General features: G+C 66.8%; 22 protein-coding genes. 9 read left to right on the forward strand and 13 right to left on the reverse strand.

The window, feature by feature from the left end:
- Nucleotides 1-38 precede the first annotated feature (38 nt).
- A complete protein-coding gene (locus tag CWS39_RS13420; RefSeq protein WP_102143421.1) occupies nucleotides 39-779 on the forward strand; it encodes a dienelactone hydrolase family protein in 741 nt (246 codons plus the stop codon).
- Here the strand turns inward: CWS39_RS13420 and CWS39_RS13425 are convergent.
- Genes CWS39_RS13425 through dapB form a run of 4 tightly spaced genes read right to left on the reverse strand, consistent with a single transcriptional unit; the run spans nucleotide 776 to nucleotide 2,894 of the window.
- Nucleotides 776-1,234, reverse strand: coding sequence for a hypothetical protein (locus tag CWS39_RS13425; RefSeq protein ID WP_102143422.1), 459 nt, complete (start codon nucleotides 1,232-1,234; stop codon nucleotides 776-778). The genes CWS39_RS13420 and CWS39_RS13425 overlap by 4 nt on opposite strands.
- A 9-nt stretch (nucleotides 1,235-1,243) precedes the next feature.
- Complete coding sequence (locus CWS39_RS13430) at nucleotides 1,244-1,699, reverse strand: flavodoxin family protein (RefSeq protein WP_102143423.1); 456 nt, start codon at nucleotides 1,697-1,699, stop codon at nucleotides 1,244-1,246.
- Nucleotides 1,696-2,160 (reverse strand): tetratricopeptide repeat protein, encoded by a 465-nt coding sequence (locus CWS39_RS13435; RefSeq protein ID WP_102143424.1) that lies wholly within the window; start codon nucleotides 2,158-2,160, stop codon nucleotides 1,696-1,698. Before CWS39_RS13435 ends, CWS39_RS13430 begins: the two co-directional genes overlap by 4 nt.
- A complete protein-coding gene (dapB, locus tag CWS39_RS13440; RefSeq protein ID WP_102143425.1) occupies nucleotides 2,157-2,894 on the reverse strand; it encodes a 4-hydroxy-tetrahydrodipicolinate reductase in 738 nt (245 codons plus the stop codon). Before dapB ends, CWS39_RS13435 begins: the two co-directional genes overlap by 4 nt.
- A 156-nt stretch (nucleotides 2,895-3,050) precedes the next feature.
- Between dapB and CWS39_RS13445 the strand changes: the two genes are divergently transcribed.
- Nucleotides 3,051-4,421: an HNH endonuclease signature motif containing protein gene (locus CWS39_RS13445; RefSeq protein WP_102143426.1), complete on the forward strand. Its 1,371-nt coding sequence runs from the start codon at nucleotides 3,051-3,053 to the stop codon at nucleotides 4,419-4,421.
- 30 nt (nucleotides 4,422-4,451) lie between these two features.
- Nucleotides 4,452-5,210 carry an META domain-containing protein gene (locus CWS39_RS13450; protein WP_102143427.1) on the forward strand — a complete coding sequence of 253 codons (759 nt, stop codon included), beginning with the start codon at nucleotides 4,452-4,454 and terminating at the stop codon, nucleotides 5,208-5,210.
- Here the strand turns inward: CWS39_RS13450 and aldR are convergent, their stop codons facing one another.
- Nucleotides 5,211-5,726, reverse strand: coding sequence for an HTH-type transcriptional regulator AldR (gene aldR, locus CWS39_RS13455; protein ID WP_102143428.1), 516 nt, complete (start codon nucleotides 5,724-5,726; stop codon nucleotides 5,211-5,213).
- A 93-nt stretch (nucleotides 5,727-5,819) separates the two neighbouring features.
- Here aldR and ald point away from each other — a divergent pair, with 93 nt between their 5' ends.
- Nucleotides 5,820-6,935, forward strand: coding sequence for an alanine dehydrogenase (ald, locus tag CWS39_RS13460; protein ID WP_102143429.1), 1,116 nt, complete (start codon nucleotides 5,820-5,822; stop codon nucleotides 6,933-6,935).
- Nucleotides 6,936-7,049: 114 nt separating this feature from the next.
- Complete coding sequence (locus tag CWS39_RS13465) at nucleotides 7,050-7,481, forward strand: Hsp20/alpha crystallin family protein (protein ID WP_102143430.1); 432 nt, start codon at nucleotides 7,050-7,052, stop codon at nucleotides 7,479-7,481.
- On the opposite strand, the gene bla is transcribed toward CWS39_RS13465, so the two are convergent.
- From bla to CWS39_RS13490, 5 genes are all read right to left on the reverse strand, one after another.
- Entirely contained in the window at nucleotides 7,482-8,348 is an 867-nt protein-coding gene (gene bla, locus CWS39_RS13470) for a class A beta-lactamase (protein WP_431306126.1), read from the reverse strand.
- Between the two features lie 17 nt (nucleotides 8,349-8,365).
- Nucleotides 8,366-9,706, reverse strand: a complete 1,341-nt coding sequence (locus CWS39_RS13475; RefSeq protein ID WP_102143432.1) for a M16 family metallopeptidase — start codon at nucleotides 9,704-9,706, stop codon at nucleotides 8,366-8,368.
- Nucleotides 9,684-11,957 carry a polyribonucleotide nucleotidyltransferase gene (locus CWS39_RS13480; protein WP_102143433.1) on the reverse strand — a complete coding sequence of 758 codons (2,274 nt, stop codon included), beginning with the start codon at nucleotides 11,955-11,957 and terminating at the stop codon, nucleotides 9,684-9,686. Before CWS39_RS13480 ends, CWS39_RS13475 begins: the two co-directional genes overlap by 23 nt.
- Nucleotides 11,958-12,227: 270 nt before the next feature.
- Nucleotides 12,228-12,497: a 30S ribosomal protein S15 gene (gene rpsO / locus CWS39_RS13485; RefSeq protein WP_102143434.1), complete on the reverse strand. Its 270-nt coding sequence runs from the start codon at nucleotides 12,495-12,497 to the stop codon at nucleotides 12,228-12,230.
- A gap of 132 nt (nucleotides 12,498-12,629) precedes the next feature.
- Nucleotides 12,630-13,604, reverse strand: coding sequence for a bifunctional riboflavin kinase/FAD synthetase (locus CWS39_RS13490; RefSeq protein ID WP_102143435.1), 975 nt, complete (start codon nucleotides 13,602-13,604; stop codon nucleotides 12,630-12,632).
- A gap of 81 nt (nucleotides 13,605-13,685) precedes the next feature.
- Here CWS39_RS13490 and mntR point away from each other — a divergent pair, with 81 nt between their 5' ends.
- From mntR to CWS39_RS13505, 3 genes are read left to right on the forward strand one after another with little or no spacing between them, the layout of a single operon-like run.
- Nucleotides 13,686-14,387 (forward strand): manganese-binding transcriptional regulator MntR, encoded by a 702-nt coding sequence (gene mntR, locus CWS39_RS13495; RefSeq protein ID WP_102143436.1) that lies wholly within the window; start codon nucleotides 13,686-13,688, stop codon nucleotides 14,385-14,387.
- A gap of 54 nt (nucleotides 14,388-14,441) precedes the next feature.
- Nucleotides 14,442-14,846 carry a J domain-containing protein gene (locus CWS39_RS13500; RefSeq protein ID WP_102143437.1) on the forward strand — a complete coding sequence of 135 codons (405 nt, stop codon included), beginning with the start codon at nucleotides 14,442-14,444 and terminating at the stop codon, nucleotides 14,844-14,846.
- A 21-nt stretch (nucleotides 14,847-14,867) separates the two neighbouring features.
- The gene (locus CWS39_RS13505) at nucleotides 14,868-16,253 is read left to right on the forward strand and encodes a WS/DGAT/MGAT family O-acyltransferase (RefSeq protein ID WP_102143438.1); all 1,386 of its coding nucleotides are present in this window, start codon (nucleotides 14,868-14,870) and stop codon (nucleotides 16,251-16,253) included.
- A 5-nt stretch (nucleotides 16,254-16,258) separates the two neighbouring features.
- On the opposite strand, the gene truB is transcribed toward CWS39_RS13505, so the two are convergent.
- The 3 genes from truB to CWS39_RS13520 are packed head-to-tail and all read right to left on the reverse strand — an operon-like array spanning nucleotide 16,259 to nucleotide 18,758.
- Entirely contained in the window at nucleotides 16,259-17,140 is an 882-nt protein-coding gene (truB, locus tag CWS39_RS13510) for a tRNA pseudouridine(55) synthase TruB (protein WP_102143439.1), read from the reverse strand.
- Nucleotides 17,137-17,799 carry a 4'-phosphopantetheinyl transferase PptT gene (gene pptT / locus CWS39_RS13515; protein WP_199178105.1) on the reverse strand — a complete coding sequence of 221 codons (663 nt, stop codon included), beginning with the start codon at nucleotides 17,797-17,799 and terminating at the stop codon, nucleotides 17,137-17,139. Before pptT ends, truB begins: the two co-directional genes overlap by 4 nt.
- Nucleotides 17,796-18,758, reverse strand: coding sequence for a metallophosphoesterase family protein (locus CWS39_RS13520; protein ID WP_102143440.1), 963 nt, complete (start codon nucleotides 18,756-18,758; stop codon nucleotides 17,796-17,798). Before CWS39_RS13520 ends, pptT begins: the two co-directional genes overlap by 4 nt.
- A 130-nt stretch (nucleotides 18,759-18,888) precedes the next feature.
- On the opposite strand from CWS39_RS13520, the gene CWS39_RS13525 reads away from it, so the two are divergent.
- On the forward strand, nucleotides 18,889-19,482 hold the full coding sequence (locus CWS39_RS13525) for a DUF3558 domain-containing protein (protein ID WP_102143441.1): 594 nt from the start codon (nucleotides 18,889-18,891) through the stop codon (nucleotides 19,480-19,482).
- Nucleotides 19,483-19,497: the final 15 nt, after the last annotated feature.

Below are 19,497 nucleotides of genomic sequence, written 5' to 3' on the forward strand. Positions count from 1 at the left end.
TCAGCGTACGTCTGGTCGCAGGTAGTAGAACGGAGGCCATGCCGAGTATCTCCGCCACCGTCACCACGCCCGACGGCACCTGCCCCATCACCCTGCACACACCCAACGGAACCGGCCCGTGGTCAGCCGTCGTCATGTATCCCGACGCCGGTGGGGTACGACCGACCTTCCAAGAGATGGCCGCCCGGTTGGCCGGGTTCGGCCACGCGGTACTGCTGCCCGACGTGTACTACCGGCACGGCGACTGGCAGCCCTTCGACATGAAGACGGCGTTCAGCGATCCCGCCGAGCGCAAACGGCTGTTCGGAATGATCAGCAGTGTCACGCCGGACATGATCGCCAGCGACGCCGTCGCCTTCTTCGACTTCCTCGCCGAGCGGCCCGAGGTCAAGGGAGACACCTTCGGGGTGTGTGGCTACTGCATGGGCGGACGGACCTCGGTGATCGTCGCCGGCCGCGTGCCAGACCGCGTCGCGGCCGCGGGCTCCTTCCATGGCGGTGGTCTCGTCACCGACGACGAGACCAGCCCGCATCTGCTGGCCGACCGGATGAAGGCGACGGTCTATGTCGCCGGCGCAGAGAACGACGGGTCATTCACGCCCGAACAGGCCGAGACGCTGGACAAAGCGCTGACCGCCGCTGGGGTCGAGCACAAGATCGAGATCTACCCCGCCGGCCACGGCTTCGCAGTTCCGGACAATGCGCCCTACGACGAGGAAGCCGCCGAGCGGCATTGGATCGCGCTGCAGGAGCTGTTCGAGACCGCGCTCCCGCGTTAGCGCCGACCGCGTCGCTCCTGCAGGAAGCTTTGCAGCGCACGCAGGCCTCCACGGAAGGCGTACAGCGCGGTCATCACCGTCAGGGCGATCAGGAAGATGAAGAAGATCAGCCAATTCGGCCGGTCGTGCTTGACGTTCCACCAGACGAACGTGAACAACAGGGTGCACAAGAACAGCACGATGTCGCGCCAGTCGCCCTTGTAGGAGGCGGCTGCTTCCCGCAGTTCGCGGCCGCGGTCGACGGCGTGGACCAGATCGTCGATGCGCATATCGATGGTGCGCTGCAGTGCGGCCCTGCGCTGAGTGTCCTCGGCGGGCAGCTTGTCGAGCAGCTCCATGTCTTGTTTGATGATGGCGCGGACGTCGGGACCTTTGATGTTTCCGGCGATGACACCGAGCAGCGCGCCACCGGCCAACGGTGCTGCGCCCAAAGCGATTTCGGCGATTCCGGCCATTTGGGCTCCTTACTCCATCAGCGTCGCGGCCAGCGTGCCGCCCAGTTCGTAGGCCCGCTCGCGGGCCTTGGCGTCGACAGCGCCGACGACCTCGAGCGCATCGGCGGCCTTGGTCAGCGCCAGTCCGGTGGCCACTTTGTCGACGGCGTTCGCCGCGCCCACGGTGTCGTTGTTGCCGTGTACCCAAAGACCGTAGGGCCGGCCCGCGACGTGGTCGAGGCTCGGGTAATAAATCGTGTCGAAGAAGTGCTTCAGCGCGCCCGACATGTAGCCGAGGTTGGCTGTGGTGCCGAACAGGTAGCCGTCGGCGTCGAGCATGTCGGGAACCGTTGCCGCCAGAGCGGGACGTACTTCGACGTCGACGCCGGTGATCTCCGGGTCGTGGGTGCCCGCGAGCACGGCCTCGAGCAGTTCTCGCGTGGCCGGCGATGGTGTGTGATGGACGACGAGCAGCGTCTTGCTCACTCGCGCTCCTCCAGTTCGACGGCCTTTCTCATGGCTTCTCGGGCGCGGCTGCGGTCTCCCGCGTAGTCGTACGCGCGAGCGAGCCGATACCAGCGTCGCCAGTTGTTCGGGTCGTGTTCGAGTTCGTCGCGCACCGTTTCGAAGAGTTTGTCCGCAGCATCGCGCTCAATGCGCCCCGAGGGCATTCGCGGGAGGGCGCTGACGTCGAGTTCCATTCCTTCCTCTTTGGCTTGACGCGCCAGACGTTGATGCGCCAGCCCCGCGCGCACCGTGGTGACCATCACCCAGACGCCGATGAGCGGCATGATCATGATCGCCAGGCCGAGTCCGACTGCTGCCACGCTGCCAGACATGATGAATGCCATCGCAATACGGCCGAGCATCACGAAGTAGAAGACCAGTGCGACGCACAGGAAAGCGATGAGCAGTTGGATGCGCAATGCGCGCGCCCCCTCGCTCATGTCAAGTCGAGCAGCGGCTCGATCCCGACCGTGAGGCCGGGGCGCTCGTGGACGCGCCGCACGGCGAGCAGCACCCCGGGCACGAACGATGTGCGGTCGATGCTGTCGTGCCGGATGGTCAGCGTCTCCCCTTGCGTGCCGAACAACACCTCTTGATGCGCGACGAGACCGGCCAGTCGCACGGAGTGCACCGGGATGCCGTCGACGTCGGCGCCCCGCGCACCTTCGAGCCCGGTGCTGGTGGCATCGGGGTTGGGCGGCATGTCTTTTCGCGCCGCGGCGATCAGTTTGGCGGTACGCGCTGCGGTGCCTGACGGCGCGTCGGCCTTCTGTGGGTGATGCAGTTCGATCACTTCGACCGACTCGAAGAACCGAGCGGCCTGCTGGGCAAAATGCATCGACAGCACCGCGCCGATGGCGAAGTTCGGCGCGATGAGGACCGCGACGTCCGGCTTGTCGGCGAGCCATTGCTTGACCTGCGCGAGGCGCTCGTCGGTGAAGCCGGTGGTGCCGACGACCGCGTGGATGCCGTTGTCGATGAGGAACTTCAGGTTGTCCATCACCACGTCGGGGTGGGTGAAGTCGATGACGACGTCGGTGTCGTTCTCGGTGAGCAGGGTCAGCGGATCGCCGGCGTCGACTCCCGCGGAGAGCGTCAGATCGTCGGCGGCCTCGACCGCCTGCACCATGGTGGCTCCGACCTTGCCCTTAGCGCCCAAGACTCCGACTCGCATGGCTGGAGCCTATCGCTGCGGGTTGTTGCGGCGAGCGTGCGCGTCTGTCGGTCGGCGGCGCGCCCTCGCGAAATCCCTTGTGTCACTTTCGTATCTGGCGTCACATTTCGCGAACGCGGTGAAGTTTTGTCGGTGGTTCGAACTAGTGTTCGAAGCATGATCTCGCCGGAGCTCGCCGCCGACCTCGACGCGCTACACGCCGCGTCCGCTCGGGTCGCCGCGCACGCCTTCGACGACCTCACCGCCACCGACGCCCTCGACGTCAAGGCCCGCCTCGAGCAGCTCTACCGCGCCCAACCCGCCGTCGATCATCGGCTCACCGCGCAGCTGACCAGCCAGACCACCGCCAAGGAGTTGGGCGGTAAGAACTGGGCCGACGTGCTGGCCACCCGGCTACGCATCAGCCCCACCGAGGCCAAACGCCGGCTCAAAGACGCCGCCAACCTCGGCCCGCGCAGCACGCTGACCGGCGAACCGTTGGCGCCACACTGGCCGAACGTGGCCGCCGGCATCGCCGACGGGCTGATCGGGGCCGAGCATCTCAAGATCATCAGCGGGTTCTTTCACGAGCTGCCCGACCACATCGACCACCAAACCCGCCAAGCCTGTGAGGCCGACCTGGCCCGCATCGCGCGTGAGCACTCCCCCGAAGGCCTGCGTGAGGCCGCCAAGCTGCTGATGGCCCTGATCCACCCCGACGGCGAGCTCTCGGATGCCGAACGGGCCCGCCGCCGCGGCATCCACCTCGGACCCCAACGCCCCGACGGACTGTCCGAGATACGCGGGCTGGTTGACCCCGAACTACGCGCCACCCTGGACGCGATCTGGGCCAAATGGGCCGCGCCCGGCATGTGCAATCCCGACGACGAAACACCGTGCATTACGGGTACGCCGACCGCCGAACAGATTCAGAATGACACCCGCACCCTGGCCCAGCGCCAACACGACGCCCTCAAAGCCCTGGCCCGCAACACCCTGACCTCCGGCGAACTGGGCCAACACAACGGCCTACCGTGCACCATCATCGTCACCACCACGTTGAAGGAATTGGAGTCCGGCTGCGGCACCGCCCTCACCGCCGGCGGCACCCGCCTGCCCATGGCCGACGTCATCCGCCTGGCCGCCCACGCGCATCACTACCTCGTGGTCTTCGAAAACCACACCCAGATTCCGCTCTACCTCGGCCGAAGCAAGCGCATCGCCTCCCCCGGACAACGCCTCGTGCTCTACGCGCGCGATCGCGGCTGCACGAGGCCCGGCTGCCCCGCACCCGCGGCCTGGTGCCAGGTCGACCACACCCAACCCTGGAACACCAACGGCCCCACCGACATCACCAACGAAAAACTCGCCTGTCCACCCGACAACCGCCTCCTGCACGACGGCGGCTGGACCACCCGAAAACGCAAAGACGGCCGCATCGAATGGATCCCCCCACCCGCCCTCGACAGCGGACAAGCACGCATCAACAACCTCCACCACCCCGAAAACTTCCTCGTCCCACCAGAAGAGGAGGACAACGACGGGTAGGTCCAAGCTGTCCACCAGTAGCGTGAGGCCATGCGTCTCCTCTTACCGGTCGTTGCAACCGTCCTTGCACTAGCGAGCTGCGCGGGCTCGGGCACCGCCGAAGCTCAGACGCCTGCCGGCCGGACATTCATCTCGGTCAAGGTGGACGGCGCGCAGATTCCCGGCGGTGGTCCGCTCGAGGTTGCTTTCGAAGACGGGCGCATCAGCGCCTATGCCGGCTGTAATCGCGGCTCCGGGCCCGTCGATCTCGCCGACGGCCGCGTCGTCACCCAGCTGGCGACCACCATGATGGCCTGCCCACCGCCACTGGATGCCGCCGACGCCTGGATGACCAAGCTGTTCGAGGCTCGACCCTCGTGGACACTCGACGGCGACACCCTGACGTTGACCACCGACGCGGCCACCGTGACCCTGCGTGACAAGAAGGTGGTCAACCCCGACCGGGCGCTCACCGGCACCCACTGGATCGTGCACAGCCTGGTTTCGTCCGAAGCCGTGATGACATCCGTCGACCTGGAGCAGGCACGGCCGTCGCTCACCATTGCCGCGGACGGCGCCGTCACCGGCTCCACCGGATGCAACCAATTCAACGGTCGGGCAACGTTTTCCGAGGGCAGCATCGACTTCGGCCCGCTCGCCACCACCAAACGCGCCTGCCCCGGTGAGCTGGCCGAGATCGAACAGTCCGTACTGCGCGTCCTCAGCGGTCGCGTCCAGGCCACCATCGACGCCGACGAACTACGCCTGAACCGCGACGACGGTTACGGGCTGATCCTGCGCGCGCAGTGATCACAACGGCGAGGCACCTCGCAGGTGTTCGAAGATCAACGACGTCTGCGTGCCCGCGACATCGGCGTCGGCGTTGAGGTTCTCCACCACGAACGCCCGCAGGTCCTCGGTGTCGCGCGCCGCGACGTGCAGGATGAAATCGTCGGCGCCGGCGAGGAAGTACACGTCCATCACCTGCGGCCGTCGCCGAATCTGCTGAATGAAGCTGCGGATCTTTCCGCGGGCGTTCGACTGCAGACTCACCGAGATCATCGCCTGTAGCGGCAGCCCGACGGCGGCCGGATCGATGTCGGTGTAGAAACCGCGGATCACCCCGAGTTCCTGCAACCGCCGGACCCGCCCGTGACACGTCGACGGCGCAATCCCGACCGCGTCGGCCAGTGCGCTGTTGGAGATGCGGGCGTCGGCATGCAGCGTCAGCAATATCCGCCGGTCGACGTCGTCGAGTTCAGGCGGCCGAACATCCTTCGGCCGAGGCGGGAGACGCACCATCGTGCCTGCAGCTTCTTCAGTCATAACTGCATCCTATCGAATAATCGACAACGTGATTGCGCACTATTCGAACTTTCTTCACACTCTACTTAACACCACTTCGCCGAAGGAGCGATCATGCGCGTCGGAATCCCGACCGAGATCAAGAACAACGAGTACCGCATCGCCATCACCCCCGGCGGTGTCGCCGAGCTTGTCCACCGCGGACACGAGGTGCTGATCCAATCCGGCGCGGGCGAGGGTTCGGCGATCGCCGACAACGACTTCAAGGCCGCCGGCGCTCAGCTCATCAACGGTGCGGACCAGGTCTGGGCCGAGGCCGACCTGCTGCTGAAGGTCAAGGAGCCAATCGAGCCCGAATACTCCCGCATGCGTAAAGGCCAAACGCTTTTCACCTACCTGCATCTCGCCGCCTCCAAGCCGTGCACCGACGCCCTACTGGCCTCGGGCACCACGGCGATCGCCTACGAAACGGTCCAGACTGCTGACGGCGCTCTGCCTCTGCTCGCCCCGATGAGCGAGGTCGCCGGTCGACTCTCTGCTCAGGTCGGCGCCTACCACCTGATGCGCAGCCAGGGCGGTCGCGGCGCACTCATGGGCGGTGTGCCCGGCGTGGCCCCGGCCGATGTCGTGGTGATCGGCGGCGGCACAGCGGGTTACAACGCCGCCCGCGTCGCCAGCGGGATGGGCGCCAACGTCACGATCTTCGACATCAACATCAACAAGCTGCGCGATCTGGACGCCGAATTCGGTGGCCGCATCCAGACCCGATACTCGTCGATCCTCGAGCTGGAGGATGCGGTCAAGCGCGCCGACCTGGTCATCGGCGCGGTGCTGGTGCCGGGCGCAAAGGCGCCGAAGTTGGTGACCAATTCCACTGTCGCACATATGAAGCCGGGTGCCGTGCTCGTCGACATCGCCATCGACCAGGGCGGCTGCTTCGAAGACTCGCGGCCCACCACACACGACGACCCGACGTTCACCGTGCACGACACCGTGTTCTACTGCGTGGCCAACATGCCCGGCGCCGTGCCGCGCACGTCGACCTTCGCGCTGACCAACGCCACCATGCCGTATGTGCTCAAGCTGGCCGACAAGGGTTGGCAGGCGGCGTGCCAGGCCGATCCCGCGCTGGCCAAAGGCCTTTCGACGCACGACGGAGCGCTGCTGTCCGAGCAGGTGGCCGCAGACCTCGGTTTGCCCTACACCGACCCGGCCACCGTGTTGGCGTAGCCCGGCGACGAGTATTCGAGGAGTTCACCGACCATTCGACCACAGGTCCGATAGTGATGCTTGGATCGAAAAAGCAAGCGTCACAACGCATTTTCGATGACTTAGGAGTCACCTGTGGTTAACCTTCCCGTCCAGCACCAGCCGCGTCCGTTCCTGCCCGAGCTGTCGGAGTTCTTCGCGGGGATCACGCCGTTTGCCGGCCTGCGGCCCATCTTCGAGCGCAACCGGATGCGCATCGAGGATGAGATGACCGACGATCACTACGAGCTGCGCGCGGAGATCCCCGGCATCAACCCGGACACCGACGTCCACATCACGGTCAACGACGCCGAACTCACCATCAAGGCCGAGCGCGCCGGGAAGTCCGAGTCCAACGCGCGCTCGGAGTTCGCTTACGGCTCCTTCGTGCGCACGGTCACGCTGCCCGCCGGCGCCAAGGAGGATGACATCACCGCCACCTACGAAAAAGGCATCCTCACCGTGTCAGTTCCGTTGTCCGAGAACGCCGTGAGCGGCAAGCGCGTCGCCATTCAAACCCACGAATAGTCACAGGAGCATCGGCAACACCAGCGCCGTCACCTCACCGATGAGCGGTCGCAGGTTCGCGGCTTTCGGGTCGTTGGCCTGCGACCGCGTCATGATCGCCAGCAGCACCCGCTGGCCATCCGGGCCGTATGCGATTCCGACGTCGTTGGTGCTGCCGTAGTCGCCGCTTCCGGTCTTGTCGGCGGTGGTCCACCCCGGCGGCAGCCCGGCCCGCATACTCGACGTCTGATTGGCCCGCATCCAGTCCTCGAGCAGGCGGCGCTGGGGTGGGTTGAGCACATCGCCGACGAGCAGCGCCCGGTACCCGGTGGCCAGCGCCGCCGGTGTGCTGGTGTCGCGGGGATCACCCGGGATCGCCGAGTTCAGTTCGGTCTCCCAGCGGTCCAGCCGCGTCCGCTCGTCGCCGATGCTGCGGGCGAAGGCGGTGATTCCCGGCGGTCCGTCAATGGCTTTCAGTAGTAGATTGCCTGCAGTGTTGTCGCTGCGCTGCAGGGCCGCCTGACATAGCTCCGCCAACGTCATCTCGCCGCCGGCCCGCGCCTCGGTCACCGGGGAGTTGGCCACAATCTCGGCAGAGTCGACGAAGACGCGATTGTCCAGCGACAGCTGGCCACGCCCCACCATCTGCAACACCCGGGCAGCGGCGTACGTCTTGAACGTCGAGCACATGGCGAACATCTCGTCGGCGCGGTTGGCGACGGTACGGCCGGTGTCCAGATTGACGGCGTACAGCCCGATCAACGCGTTGTGGCGCGGTTCCAGCGCGGCGACGGAGGCGAGGGGCTGGGCCAGCGCGGGCCGCTGAGCACCGGCCGCCAGCGCCGCGAACGTCAATCCACCGATCAGTACATTTCGCCGTGAGATCACCGACCCCACAGTACCGATCAGCCGGCGAGTGCCCGAAGCCGCTGCGGTAACGCCGTTTTCGACCGATGCGGACCCAGGACGGCCGCGCCGTAATGCCGCGTCAGCAGTTGGCGCGCGACGGCGTTGACCTCGTCGACGGTGACCGCGTCGATCTCGGCGAGCGTGTGCTCGATGCTGCGGTGCTCGCCGTAGTTCAACTCGCTGCGGCCGATCCGGTTCATCCGCGACGCCGAATCCTCGAGCCCCAGCACCAAACCGCCCCGCAACGAGCCCTTGGCGATTCGGCATTCGTTCTCGGTGATGCCGTCGCGGGCCACATCCTCCAGCACATCCGTCGTCACCCGGACCACCTGGTCGAATCGTTCCGGCAGACACGCGGCGTAGATCGACAACGCGCCGCTGTCGGCGAACGTGTCCACGGCCGAATACACCGAGTACGCCAGCCCGCGGGTTTCGCGAATCTGTTGGAACAACCGCGAACTCAGGCCACCGCCCAACGCCGTGTTGAGCACCGCCAACGCCCACCGGTGCTCCCAGTGCCGCCCGGGGGTGCGCACGCCCAACGTCAGATGGGTCTGTTCGGCGTCGCGGTTGACCACCCGCAGTGTCGGCTGTCCGGTGAGCCGTCCGGTGCCTTTGCGCGGCGGCACCGGACGTCGGCCGCGGACCAGCCGCGGGCCGAAGTGCTCGCGCACCAGCGCGACGACCTCGTCGTGGTCGACATTGCCGGCGACCGCCACCACCATGCGCTCCGGGGTGTAGCGGCGCACGTGGAACGAATGCAGCTGCGCGCGCGTCATCGCCGAAATCGACTCGACGCTGCCGATCACCGGGCGCCCCACGGGGTGTGCGCCGAACATCGCCGAGAGGAACACGTCGCCGAGGGTGTCTTCGGGATCGTCGTCGCGCATGGCGATCTCCTCGAGCACCACGTCACGTTCGATCTCGACGTCGTCGGCGGCGCATCGACCGTTGAGCACCACGTCGGCGACGAGGTCGACGGCGAGTTCCAGGTCGGCGTCGAGCACATGTGCGTAGTAGCAGGTGTGCTCGCGGGCGGTGAACGCGTTGAGTTCACCGCCGACGGCGTCGACGGCCTGCGCGATGTCCACCGCGTTGCGCGTCGGCGTCGCCTTGAACAACAGGTGTTCCAGGAAGTGCGCGGCACCCGCGACGCTGCGACCCTCGTCGCGGGAACCGACGCCGACCCACACCCCGACCGAGGCCGAATGCACCGACGGGATGTACTCCGTCACCACACGCAGACCACCGGGCAGGGTGGTGCGGCGCACGGCCGCGGATGTTTCGTCGCCGCGTTGGCCGCGACGCAAGGCCCTAGCTGCTGCTGGTCGCGGCATCAACCGGCGCGGTCTCGGGAGCCGTCTCAGGGGCCTCGGTCTCCGCGTCTTCGACGACCAGGATCAGCGAAATCTTGCCGCGGTTGTCGATGTCGGCGATCTCGACGCGCAGCTTGTCGCCCACCTTGACCACGTCTTCGACCTTGGCGATGCGCTTGCCCTTGCCGAGCTTGGAGATGTGAACCAGGCCGTCACGTCCCGGCAACAGCGACACGAACGCGCCGAAATCGGTTGTCTTGACGACAGTTCCGAGGAACCGCTCGCCGATCTTGGGCAGTTGCGGATTGGCGATCGCGTTGATCTTGTCGATCGCGGCCTGCGCCGACGCCCCATCGGAGGCGCCGACGAACACGGTGCCGTCGTCCTCGATCGATATCTGAGCGCCGGTCTCCTCGGTGATCGAGTTGATGATCTTGCCCTTGGGCCCGATCACCTCGCCGATCTTGTCGATGGGCACCTTGATCGTGGTGATGCGCGGCGCGTACGGGCTCATCTCGTCAGGCTCGGAGATGGCCTCGGCCATGACTTCGAGGATCGTCAGGCGGGCGTCCTTGGCCTGCGCCAGCGCACCGGCCAGCACCTGCGACGGGATGCCGTCGAGCTTGGTGTCCAGCTGCAGCGCGGTGACGAAGTCCTTGGTGCCGGCGACCTTGAAGTCCATATCGCCGAACGCGTCCTCCGCACCGAGGATGTCGGTGAGCGCGACGAAGCGCCGCTCGGTCTTGCCGTCAACCTCGATGTCGTCGGACACCAGGCCCATCGCGATGCCGGCCACCGGCGCCTTGAGCGGCACACCGGCGTTGAGCAGCGCCAGCGTCGACGCGCACACCGAGCCCATCGACGTCGAGCCGTTGGAGCCGAGGGCTTCCGAGACCTGGCGGATGGCGTACGGGAACTCCTCGATGCTGGGCAGCACGGGCACCAGGGCCCGCTCGGCCAGGGCGCCGTGCCCGATCTCGCGCCGCTTGGGCGAGCCGACGCGACCGGTCTCACCGGTCGAATACGGCGGGAAGTTGTAGTGGTGCATGTAGCGCTTGGACGTCTCCGGCCCCAGCGAGTCGATCTGCTGGGCCATCTTGATCATGTCGAGGGTGGTGATGCCCAGGATCTGGGTCTCGCCACGCTCGAACAGCGCGCTGCCGTGTGCCCGGGGCACCACCGAAACCTCGGCGGACAGCGCGCGGATATCGGTGATGCCGCGGCCGTCGATGCGGAAGTGGTCGGTCAGGATGCGCTGGCGCACAAGCTTTTTGGTCAGCGAGCGGAAGGCTGCGCCGATCTCTTTCTCGCGGCCCGCGTACTGGTCGGCCAGCCGCTCGAGCACCTCGGCCTTGATCTCGTCGGTGCGGTCGTTGCGCTCTTGTTTGCCCGGGATGGTCAACGCTTCAGACAGCGCGTCGCTGGCCACCGACGAGACCGCGTAGTACACGTCCTCGGCGTACTCCGGGAAGACGGGGTAATCGCCCGTCGGCTTGGCGGCACGATCGGCCAGCTCCTGCTGCGCCTCGCACAGCGTCTTGATGAACGGCTTGGCCGCCTCCAGGCCCTCGGCGACGACGGCTTCCGTCGGCGCCTGCGCGCCTGAAGCGATGAGCTCGACGACGCTCTCGGTGGCCTCGGCCTCGACCATCATGATCGCGACATCTTGGGAGTTGCCGTCTCCGACGATTCGGCCGGCGACGACCATGTCGAACACCGCCCGCTCGAGCTGCTCGACACTCGGGAAGGCGACCCAGGTGCCGTCGATCAGCGCGACCCGCACGCCACCGACCGGGCCCGAGAACGGCAGGCCGGCCAGCTGGGTGGAGGCCGATGCGGCGTTGATCGCGAGCACGTCGTACAGCTCGTTGGGATCGAGGCTCATCACGGTGACCACGACCTGGATCTCGTTGCGCAGGCCGTCGACGAACGACGGGCGCAGCGGACGGTCGATGAGCCGGCAGGTCAGGATCGCGTCGGTGGACGGACGGCCTTCGCGGCGGAAGAACGAGCCGGGTATGCGGCCGGCGGCGTACATGCGCTCCTCGACGTCGACCGTCAGCGGGAAGAAGTCGAAGTGATCCTTGGGATTCTTGCTGGCGGTGGTCGCCGACAGCAGCATGGTTTCGTCGTCGAGATAGGCGACGGCGGAGCCGGCGGCTTGCTGGGCGAGCCGGCCGGTTTCGAAGCGGATGGTGCGGGTGCCGAAGCTCCCGTTGTCGATGACGGCGGTGGATTCGTACACGCCGTCTTCAATTTCAACTACAGACATTTAGTCCGGTGGCCTCTTTCGAGTTCATTTAGCTGTTTCGCGTCGTCACGTTTGCAACGCTGTGCAGCCCGAGAGGGCCGGTACCACCCGCCTGGATACGGCTACGGCCGTCGATCGAAGCGGCCGGGATTCACTCCCGACAGCCACTACCGAAGACCGCCCGATCAGGCGGGCCCGACATGACGCGCGGGAACGGCGCCCGCGGGGCTGCGGGTACCGCACCCAGTGTTCAAACCAATGGCACAGAACGTATCTATGCTACATGGCAGGTCAGCGACGCAGACCGAGGCGGTCGATCAGGGAGCGGTAGCGCTCCACATCCACCTGGGCCACGTACTTGAGCAGCCGACGCCGCCGGCCGACCAGCAGCAGCAGCCCGCGCCGCGAGTGGTGGTCGTGCTTGTGCACCTTGAGGTGTTCGGTCAGGTCGGCGATGCGCTTGGTCAGCAGCGCGACCTGGGCCTCCGGTGAGCCGGTGTCGGTTTCATGCAGGCCGTACTGGCCGAGAATTTCTTTCTTCTGTTCGGCAGTGAGCGCCACGAAATAACTCCATCAAATCGGTCCGCGATCGGAAGGGCCCTTCGGCCCGGAAAGGCGCGGCCGCCGCGAACTGCAGCGCACGCCGGGTCGGCAGGAAGTCTAGCAGCGGAGTGGATGAGCTGCGAAATCGCGCTATTGCGCCGACAGAATCGTGCGGGCGCGCTCGGTGTCGCCGCCCATCGCGGCGATGAGGTCGTCGACCGAATCGAACTTCTCCTGGCCGCGGATCCGGGCGACGAAATCGACCGCGACGTGTTGGCCGTAGAGGTCGGCGCTGGTGTCCAGGACAAAGGCCTCGACGGTGCGGGTGCGACCGGAAAAGGTCGGGTTGGTGCCCACCGACACGGCGGCCTGATAACGCTCACCCGGGACGACGGTGCCCATCACCGGGCCGTGGCCCAGCACGGTGAACCACGCGGCGTACACGCCGTCGGCCGGAATCGCCGAGTACATCGGCGGGGCGACGTTGGCCGTCGGGAAGCCCAGCACCTTGCCGCGCCCGTCGCCGCGGACCACCACGCCCTCGACGCGGTGTGGCCGGCCCAACGCCTCGGCCGCCGCGACGACGTCACCGGCGTCCACGCAGGACCGGATGTAGGTGGAGGAAAAGGTGATGTCCTCGTTCTGATGGTGTTCGCTCACCAGCGACATGCCCTGCACGGCAAACCCGAATCGCTCCCCGGCTTGACGCAGGGTGTCGACGTTTCCGGCCGCCTTCTTGCCGAAGGTGAAGTTCTCCCCCACCACCACCTCGACGACGTGCAGATGTTCGACAAGCAACTCGTGGATGTAGCGCTCGGGGGTGAGCTTCATGAAGTCGGTGGTGAACGGCATGACCAGGAAGACGTCGATGCCGAGTTCCTCGACAAGTTCGGCGCGACGCGTCAGCGTGGTCAGCTGCGCGGGATGGCTGCCCGGGTAGACCACTTCCATCGGGTGGGGGTCGAACGTCATCAATACGGTCGGCACCCCGCGCGTGCGGCCGGCCTTGACCGCGTGGCTGATCAGCTCCTGATGTCCGCGGTGCACACCGTCGAACACCCCGATGGTGATGACGCATCGGCCCCAGTCCGTGGGGATCTCATCCTGCCCCCGCCAGCGCTGCACGATCGCAAGCCTACGGCGCGCCGTGTCGACGGTCTGCTCTAGACCACCAGATGAGGTGACGATTGCCTAAACTTTCTAAATGTGAGTCCAAACGGTGACCCTCGCGACCTGACGACGGTTGCCCAGGACTATCTGAAAGTCATCTGGACCGCCCAGGAATGGTCGCTGGAGAAGGTCAGCACGAAGATGCTGGCGGAGCGGATCGGCGTGTCGGCGTCCACCGCGTCGGAGTCCATCCGCAAGCTCGCGGACCAAGGGCTGGTCAATCACGAGAAGTACGGCGCCGTGACGCTGACCGAGGCGGGCCGGCGGGCCGCGCTGGCGATGGTGCGCCGGCATCGCCTGATGGAAACGTTTCTGGTCCGGGAGCTGGGTTACAGCTGGGACGAGGTGCACGACGAGGCCGAGGTGCTCGAGCACGCGGTGTCGGATCGGATGCTGGACCGCATCGACGCCAAGCTGGGCCATCCCACCCGCGACCCGCACGGCGATCCGATTCCCGCCGCCGATGGGCAGGTGCCCACACCACCGGCACGGCAGCTGTCGGTCTGTCACGACGGCGACGCCGGCACGGTGGCCCGCATCTCCGACGCCGACCCCGAGATGCTGCGCTACTTCGACAGCGTCGGCATCAGCCTGGACTCGCGGTTGCGGGTGCTGGCCCGTCGCGATTTCGCCGGGATGATCTCGGTCGCGGTCGAGGGCCCGGAGGGCTCGGACGCCCCCGCCACCACCGTGGATCTGGGAAGCCCTGCCGCTGAGGCGATCTGGGTGGTCGGCTAGCAGTTTTCCTGGCGGCGGCCGGTCGCACGCGCTATAACAAAATCAGCACCGGCCATGGACAGCAGGCGTTTCGATCCCTACGCGGTGCTGGGTGTTTCGCCGACGGCGACCCAGGCCGAGATCGCGCACGCCTATCGACACCAACTGCGTGCCCTTCATCCAGATACCCGGGCCTCGGCCGCCGATCCGATGTCCGCCGACGACGAGCGGCTGCAGCGGGTGGTGGCCGCGTACGGGTTGCTTCGCGATCCCGCGCGGCGCGCCGAGTACGACCGCGATGCAAGCGTGCGTGCCGGCGTGGACCGTCGGCACGCGGCCCGGCCCGCCGACACGCCCGGCCCCGTGCGCATACCGGTCCGGCATGTCCGATCACAACCGCGTCCGAGTGTGCGCAGGCGACCACCCGTGTGGTTGTGGCCGGTGCGCCGAATCCCGATCGATTTCCGCCTTGGGCGCTGACCACCGGTTTTAGCTGACGCTATGAGGCGAATGTCCAGTGTCGACGCGGCGTTCTGGTTCGCCGAGACGTCCGGCTGGCACATGCACATCGGCGCGCTGGTGATCTGCGACGCGTCCTCGGCGCCCGACTTCCGGTTCCCCGTGGTGCGGGATCTTTTGGCCGCCCGGCTCGGCGAGTTGCCGCAGCTGCGCTACCGCGTGGTCGGCCCACCCTTGGGACTGGACCGGCCGTGGTTTGTCGAGGATGCCGAGCCCGACTTGGACTTCCACGTTCGGCGCATCGCGGTGCCGTCGCCGGGCGGGCGCGCGGAGCTGGATGAGCTTGTGGGGCATCTGATGTCCTACAAACTCGACCGGTCCAAGCCGCTGTGGGAGATGTGGTTCATCGAGGGCGTCGAGCACGGCCGGGTGGCGATCCTGGCCAAGATGCACCATGCACTGATCGACGGGGTGTCGGGTGCCGGCCTCAGCGAGATCATGCTCGACGCCTCGCCCGAGGTGCGGGTCAGTCGCGCCGAGGCGCCGCCGCCGAGACAAGGCGAGAAGCCACCCGGTTTGGAGCGCCAGCTGATCGGGGCGATGGTCAACGTCGCGGTGATGACGCCGTATCGGCTGCTGCGGCTCACCGAACAGGTGCTGCGCCAGCAGCTTGCCGTGCGGGGCATCCCCCACCGAGTGCCACGGTATTTCGACGCGCCGGTGACCCGATTCAACGCGCCGATTTCGCCGCATCGGCGCATCGGTGACAGCCGGGTGGAGCTCGACCGGGTCAAGGCGGTCAAAGACGCGTTCGGCGTCAAGATCAACGACGTAGTGCTCGCGCTGGTATCCGGAGCACTCCGCAGCTATTTGTTGGATCGCGCTGAGCTGCCCGACAAGTCGTTGATCGCTCAGGTGCCGGTGTCGACCCACACGGACAAGTCCGACATCGGCAACCAGCTCAAGTCCATGACCGTCAGCCTGGCCACCGACGTCGCGGAGCCAGCCGAGCGGTTGGAGGCCATCTATCGCTGCACGCAGGACGCCAAGGAGATGGCGAAAGCGTTGACCGCGCACCAGATCATGGGCTTGACCGAGACGACGCCGCCCGGTCTGCTGGCGCTCGCCGCGCGTGCCTACACCACCAGCAGGCTGGGCGCCAACGTGGCGCCGATCAACCTCGTCGTCTCCAACGTTCCCGGCCCGGATCTTCCGCTCTACGCAGCCGGGGCGGCCGTCGAACGATTCATGCCCATCGGACCGCTGGTGATGGACATCGGTTTGAACATCACGTGTTTCAGCTACCGCGGATGGATGGACTTTGGCTTCGTCACCACCCCCGAGATAGCCAACGACATCACGGATCTGGCCGACGGCATCGAACCGGCGCTGCAGGGGTTGGAGAAGGCGGCGGCGCAGTTGGGCTGAGCGGTCTACAGCGTGGCCGGCCGGAGCACCACGACCGACTTGGTGCGTGCGCCTTGGTCTTTGAGCAGCGCGATGACGTGGCCGTCGGGTGCGGTGGCGGCGTAGGTGCCGTCGATGCCCGCCGGTGCCAGCGGCCGGCCGTGCCGGGTGTCCTCGGCCTCGTCGTCGGTGAGGTCGCGACGGGGAAACGCCAGCAGGCAGGCCTCGTCGAGGGTGTAGGACAGTTGCGGCCCCTCGGTCAGTTCGTCGAGCGTGCGGGCTTGCGCGAGACCGAATTGCCCGACGCGGGTGCGGCGCAATGCGGTCAGGTGCCCGCCCACGCCGAGCGCCGCGCCGATGTCGCGCGCCAGCGCGCGAATGTAGGTGCCGCTGGAGCAGTCCACTTCAACGTCAACGTCGACAAGGTCGTCGTGTCGGCGGATGTCGCGCACGTCGAAGCGGTCGATCCGTACTGTGCGCGGGGCCAATTCGACTGTTTGGCCTTCGCGGGCCAGTTTGTAGGCGCGCTGGCCGCCGATCTTGACTGCGCTGACGGCCGACGGGATCTGCTCGATCTCACCGCGTAGTGCCGCCACCGCATCGGCAATCTGTGCGTCGGTGACGTCGGCCGCCGAAACCGTGTGCAGCAGTTCGCCTTCGGCGTCATCGGTCGACGTGGTTTGGCCCAGCCGGATGGTCGCGGCGTACGACTTGTCGGTGGCGGTCAGCAGGCCGAGGATCTTGGTGGCCCGTTCGATGCCGACCACGAGCACACCGGTCGCCATCGGGTCGAGCGTGCCGGCGTGGCCCACCTTGCGGGTGCCGAAGATGCGACGGCACCGGCCCACCACATCGTGGCTTGTCATGCCGCCGGGCTTGTCGACGACGACCAATCCCGGTTCTGTCACAGCACAATTGCCGTCAACGCCAGCCCGTCGCGCAGCGACCACCGGCCTTCCAGAGCGGTCAGCGGCGGGCCGGATTCGGCGGCCGGGTCGATGAGGACCTTGGACACGAACCGACCCGTGTCACCTGATGGATCGACCTCGAAGGTGATGTGCGCGTCCTCGAATCCCAGCCACCGGTGCGTCAACGGGTACCACGCCTTGTACGTTGCCTCCTTGGCGCAGAACAGGATTCGGTCCCAGTGCAGGCCCGCGGGCAGCGCGGAGATCTCCGATCGCTCGCCGGGCAGGCTGATCGCGTCGAGCACACCATTAGGGAGGACGTCGTGGGGTTCGGCGTCGATACCGACCGAGCGCACGTCGTCACGCCGGCCGACGACGGCGCCGCGATAGCCGTCGCAGTGCGTCAGGCTGCCCACCACACCGTCGGGCCAGCACGGTTCGCCCTTGTCGCCCTTGAGAATCGGCACCGCCGGAACACCCAGCTCGCCCAGCGCCAGCCTCGCGCAGTGTCGCACGGTGACGAATTCGTTGCGCCGCTTGGCCACCGACCGCGCGATCAGCGGTTCCTCCTCGGGCAGTGGCGCCAAATCCGGTGGGTCCTCATACATTTCGGCCGCCGCGACCACAGCCGGCACCAGCTCCGTCAGCAGCTTGGTCATGATCGCCTGGCCTTGATGCGTTCCTGCATCTTCTGCGCGTTGGCCCGCATCTCCGGGGTGATCTCGAAATGCCCGCCGAACTCGTTGAGGTAACCCGGCGCGTACTTCGGGTCGGGCAGCACCTGGCGCAGCCACCGATAGGGCTTGCGGCGCCGCCACTCTCGCGGGTAGCCGACCGACACCTCTTCGAAGCGCACATCGTCGTACCAGGTGGTGCGCGGAATGTGCAGGTGGCCGTACACCGAGCAGACCGCGTTGTAACGTGTGTGCCAGTCGGCGGTCGCGGTGGTGCCGCACCACAGCGAGAACTCCGGATAGAACATCGCCTCACAGGGTTCGCGCACCAGCGGGAAGTGGTTGACCAGCACCGTGGGCGTCATCCAGTCCAGGTCCTCGAGGCGTTTGCGGGTGTAGCGCACGCGGTCGCGGCACCAGGCGTCGCGGGTGGCGTAGGGCTCCGACGAGAGCAGGAACTCGTCGGTGCCGACCACGTTGCGTTCCCGCGCGATCGCCAGCCCTTCGGCCTTGGTGGTCGCCCCGGCCGGCAAGAACGTGTAGTCGTACAGCAGGAACATCGGCACGATGGTCGCGGGCCCACCCTCTTCGGTCCACACCGGGAACGGATGCTCCGGGGTGACGATGCCCATCTCGTCGCATATGTTGACCAGGTAGTCGTAGCGCGCCTTGCCGAAGATCTGCATCGGGTCTTTGTTGGTGGTCCACAACTCGTGGTTGCCCGGCACCCAGATCACCTTGGCGAACCGTTTGCGCAGCAGATCCAGCGCCCAGCGGATCTCGTCGGTGCGCTCGCCGACGTCGCCGGCGACGATCAGCCAGTCATCGGGTGACGACGGGTACAGCGACTCGGTGACCGGCTTGTTGCCGGTGTGACCTGTGTGAAGGTCGCTGATGGCCCACAGGACGGGGCGCCGTTCCCGCGGCTGCTGGTGTGTCACCACAACCGACCAGCCTACTGGCGCGGCCGGCCGGACCCCGGAGCCCAACTAGAACACGTTCTGGTTTCCTCGTCGGCGCCGCGGCGGGTACCGCTACACTCCCCGCAGTGGCCGACGAGTGCGAGGGGGTGTGATGGCCGCCAAGATTCGCCTGCTGTCGGCGTTGTGTGCGCTGGTCGCGGCGGTGATCGTGGTGTGGCAGACCAATCCGCCCGCCGGCATGGCCAATGAGCCCGTCGAACTGCGGTCCACCAGCCTGCCGATCGCCCCCATCACCGAGGCCTCGACCACGATCAAGTATCCGGTGATCGAGACGACGGACCCCGACCCGTTCGACCCGTGCCGCGACATTCCACTCGACGTCGTCCAGCGGATCGGCCTCGCATACACGCCGCCGACCCCGGAAGACGGCCTGCGCTGTCACTACGACGCAGGCAACTACCAGATGACGGTCGAGGCGTTCGTGTGGCGCACCTACGAGGAGACCATTCCGCCCGACGCCGTCGAACTCGACATCGCCGGGCACCGCGCCGCGCAGTACTGGATCATGAAGCCCACCGACTGGAACAACCGGTGGTGGATCACCTGCATGGTGGCCTTCGACACGAGCTACGGCGTCATCCAGCAGTCGCTGTTCTACTCGCCGATCTACTCCGAGCCCGACCCGGACTGCATGCAGGTGAACCTGCAGCGGGCGCACGAACTGGCCCCGCACTACATCTACTGAGCCCGGCTATCGAGC

It is taken from the genome of Mycobacterium hubeiense, assembly GCF_002838065.1.
Lineage (GTDB): Bacteria > Actinomycetota > Actinomycetes > Mycobacteriales > Mycobacteriaceae > Mycobacterium > Mycobacterium hubeiense.

Excerpts from the sequence above, each read along its gene's own strand:
- ald (WP_102143429.1), top strand. The coding sequence starts at position 5,820 with ATGCGCGTCGGAATCCCGACCGAGATCAAGAACAACGAGTACCGCATC.
- CWS39_RS13525 (WP_102143441.1), top strand. The coding sequence starts at position 18,889 with ATGGCCGCCAAGATTCGCCTGCTGTCGGCGTTGTGTGCGCTGGTCGCG.
- pptT (WP_199178105.1), bottom strand. The coding sequence starts at position 17,799 with ATGACCAAGCTGCTGACGGAGCTGGTGCCGGCTGTGGTCGCGGCGGCC.
- CWS39_RS13445 (WP_102143426.1), top strand. The coding sequence starts at position 3,051 with ATGATCTCGCCGGAGCTCGCCGCCGACCTCGACGCGCTACACGCCGCG.
- CWS39_RS13435 (WP_102143424.1), bottom strand. The coding sequence starts at position 2,160 with ATGAGCGAGGGGGCGCGCGCATTGCGCATCCAACTGCTCATCGCTTTC.
- dapB (WP_102143425.1), bottom strand. The coding sequence starts at position 2,894 with ATGCGAGTCGGAGTCTTGGGCGCTAAGGGCAAGGTCGGAGCCACCATG.
- CWS39_RS13450 (WP_102143427.1), top strand. The coding sequence starts at position 4,452 with ATGCGTCTCCTCTTACCGGTCGTTGCAACCGTCCTTGCACTAGCGAGC.
- CWS39_RS13420 (WP_102143421.1), top strand. The coding sequence starts at position 39 with ATGCCGAGTATCTCCGCCACCGTCACCACGCCCGACGGCACCTGCCCC.
- CWS39_RS13505 (WP_102143438.1), top strand. The coding sequence starts at position 14,868 with ATGAGGCGAATGTCCAGTGTCGACGCGGCGTTCTGGTTCGCCGAGACG.
- CWS39_RS13500 (WP_102143437.1), top strand. The coding sequence starts at position 14,442 with ATGGACAGCAGGCGTTTCGATCCCTACGCGGTGCTGGGTGTTTCGCCG.
- aldR (WP_102143428.1), bottom strand. The coding sequence starts at position 5,726 with ATGACTGAAGAAGCTGCAGGCACGATGGTGCGTCTCCCGCCTCGGCCG.
- CWS39_RS13475 (WP_102143432.1), bottom strand. The coding sequence starts at position 9,706 with ATGCCGCGACCAGCAGCAGCTAGGGCCTTGCGTCGCGGCCAACGCGGC.
- CWS39_RS13480 (WP_102143433.1), bottom strand. The coding sequence starts at position 11,957 with ATGTCTGTAGTTGAAATTGAAGACGGCGTGTACGAATCCACCGCCGTC.
- CWS39_RS13425 (WP_102143422.1), bottom strand. The coding sequence starts at position 1,234 with ATGGCCGGAATCGCCGAAATCGCTTTGGGCGCAGCACCGTTGGCCGGT.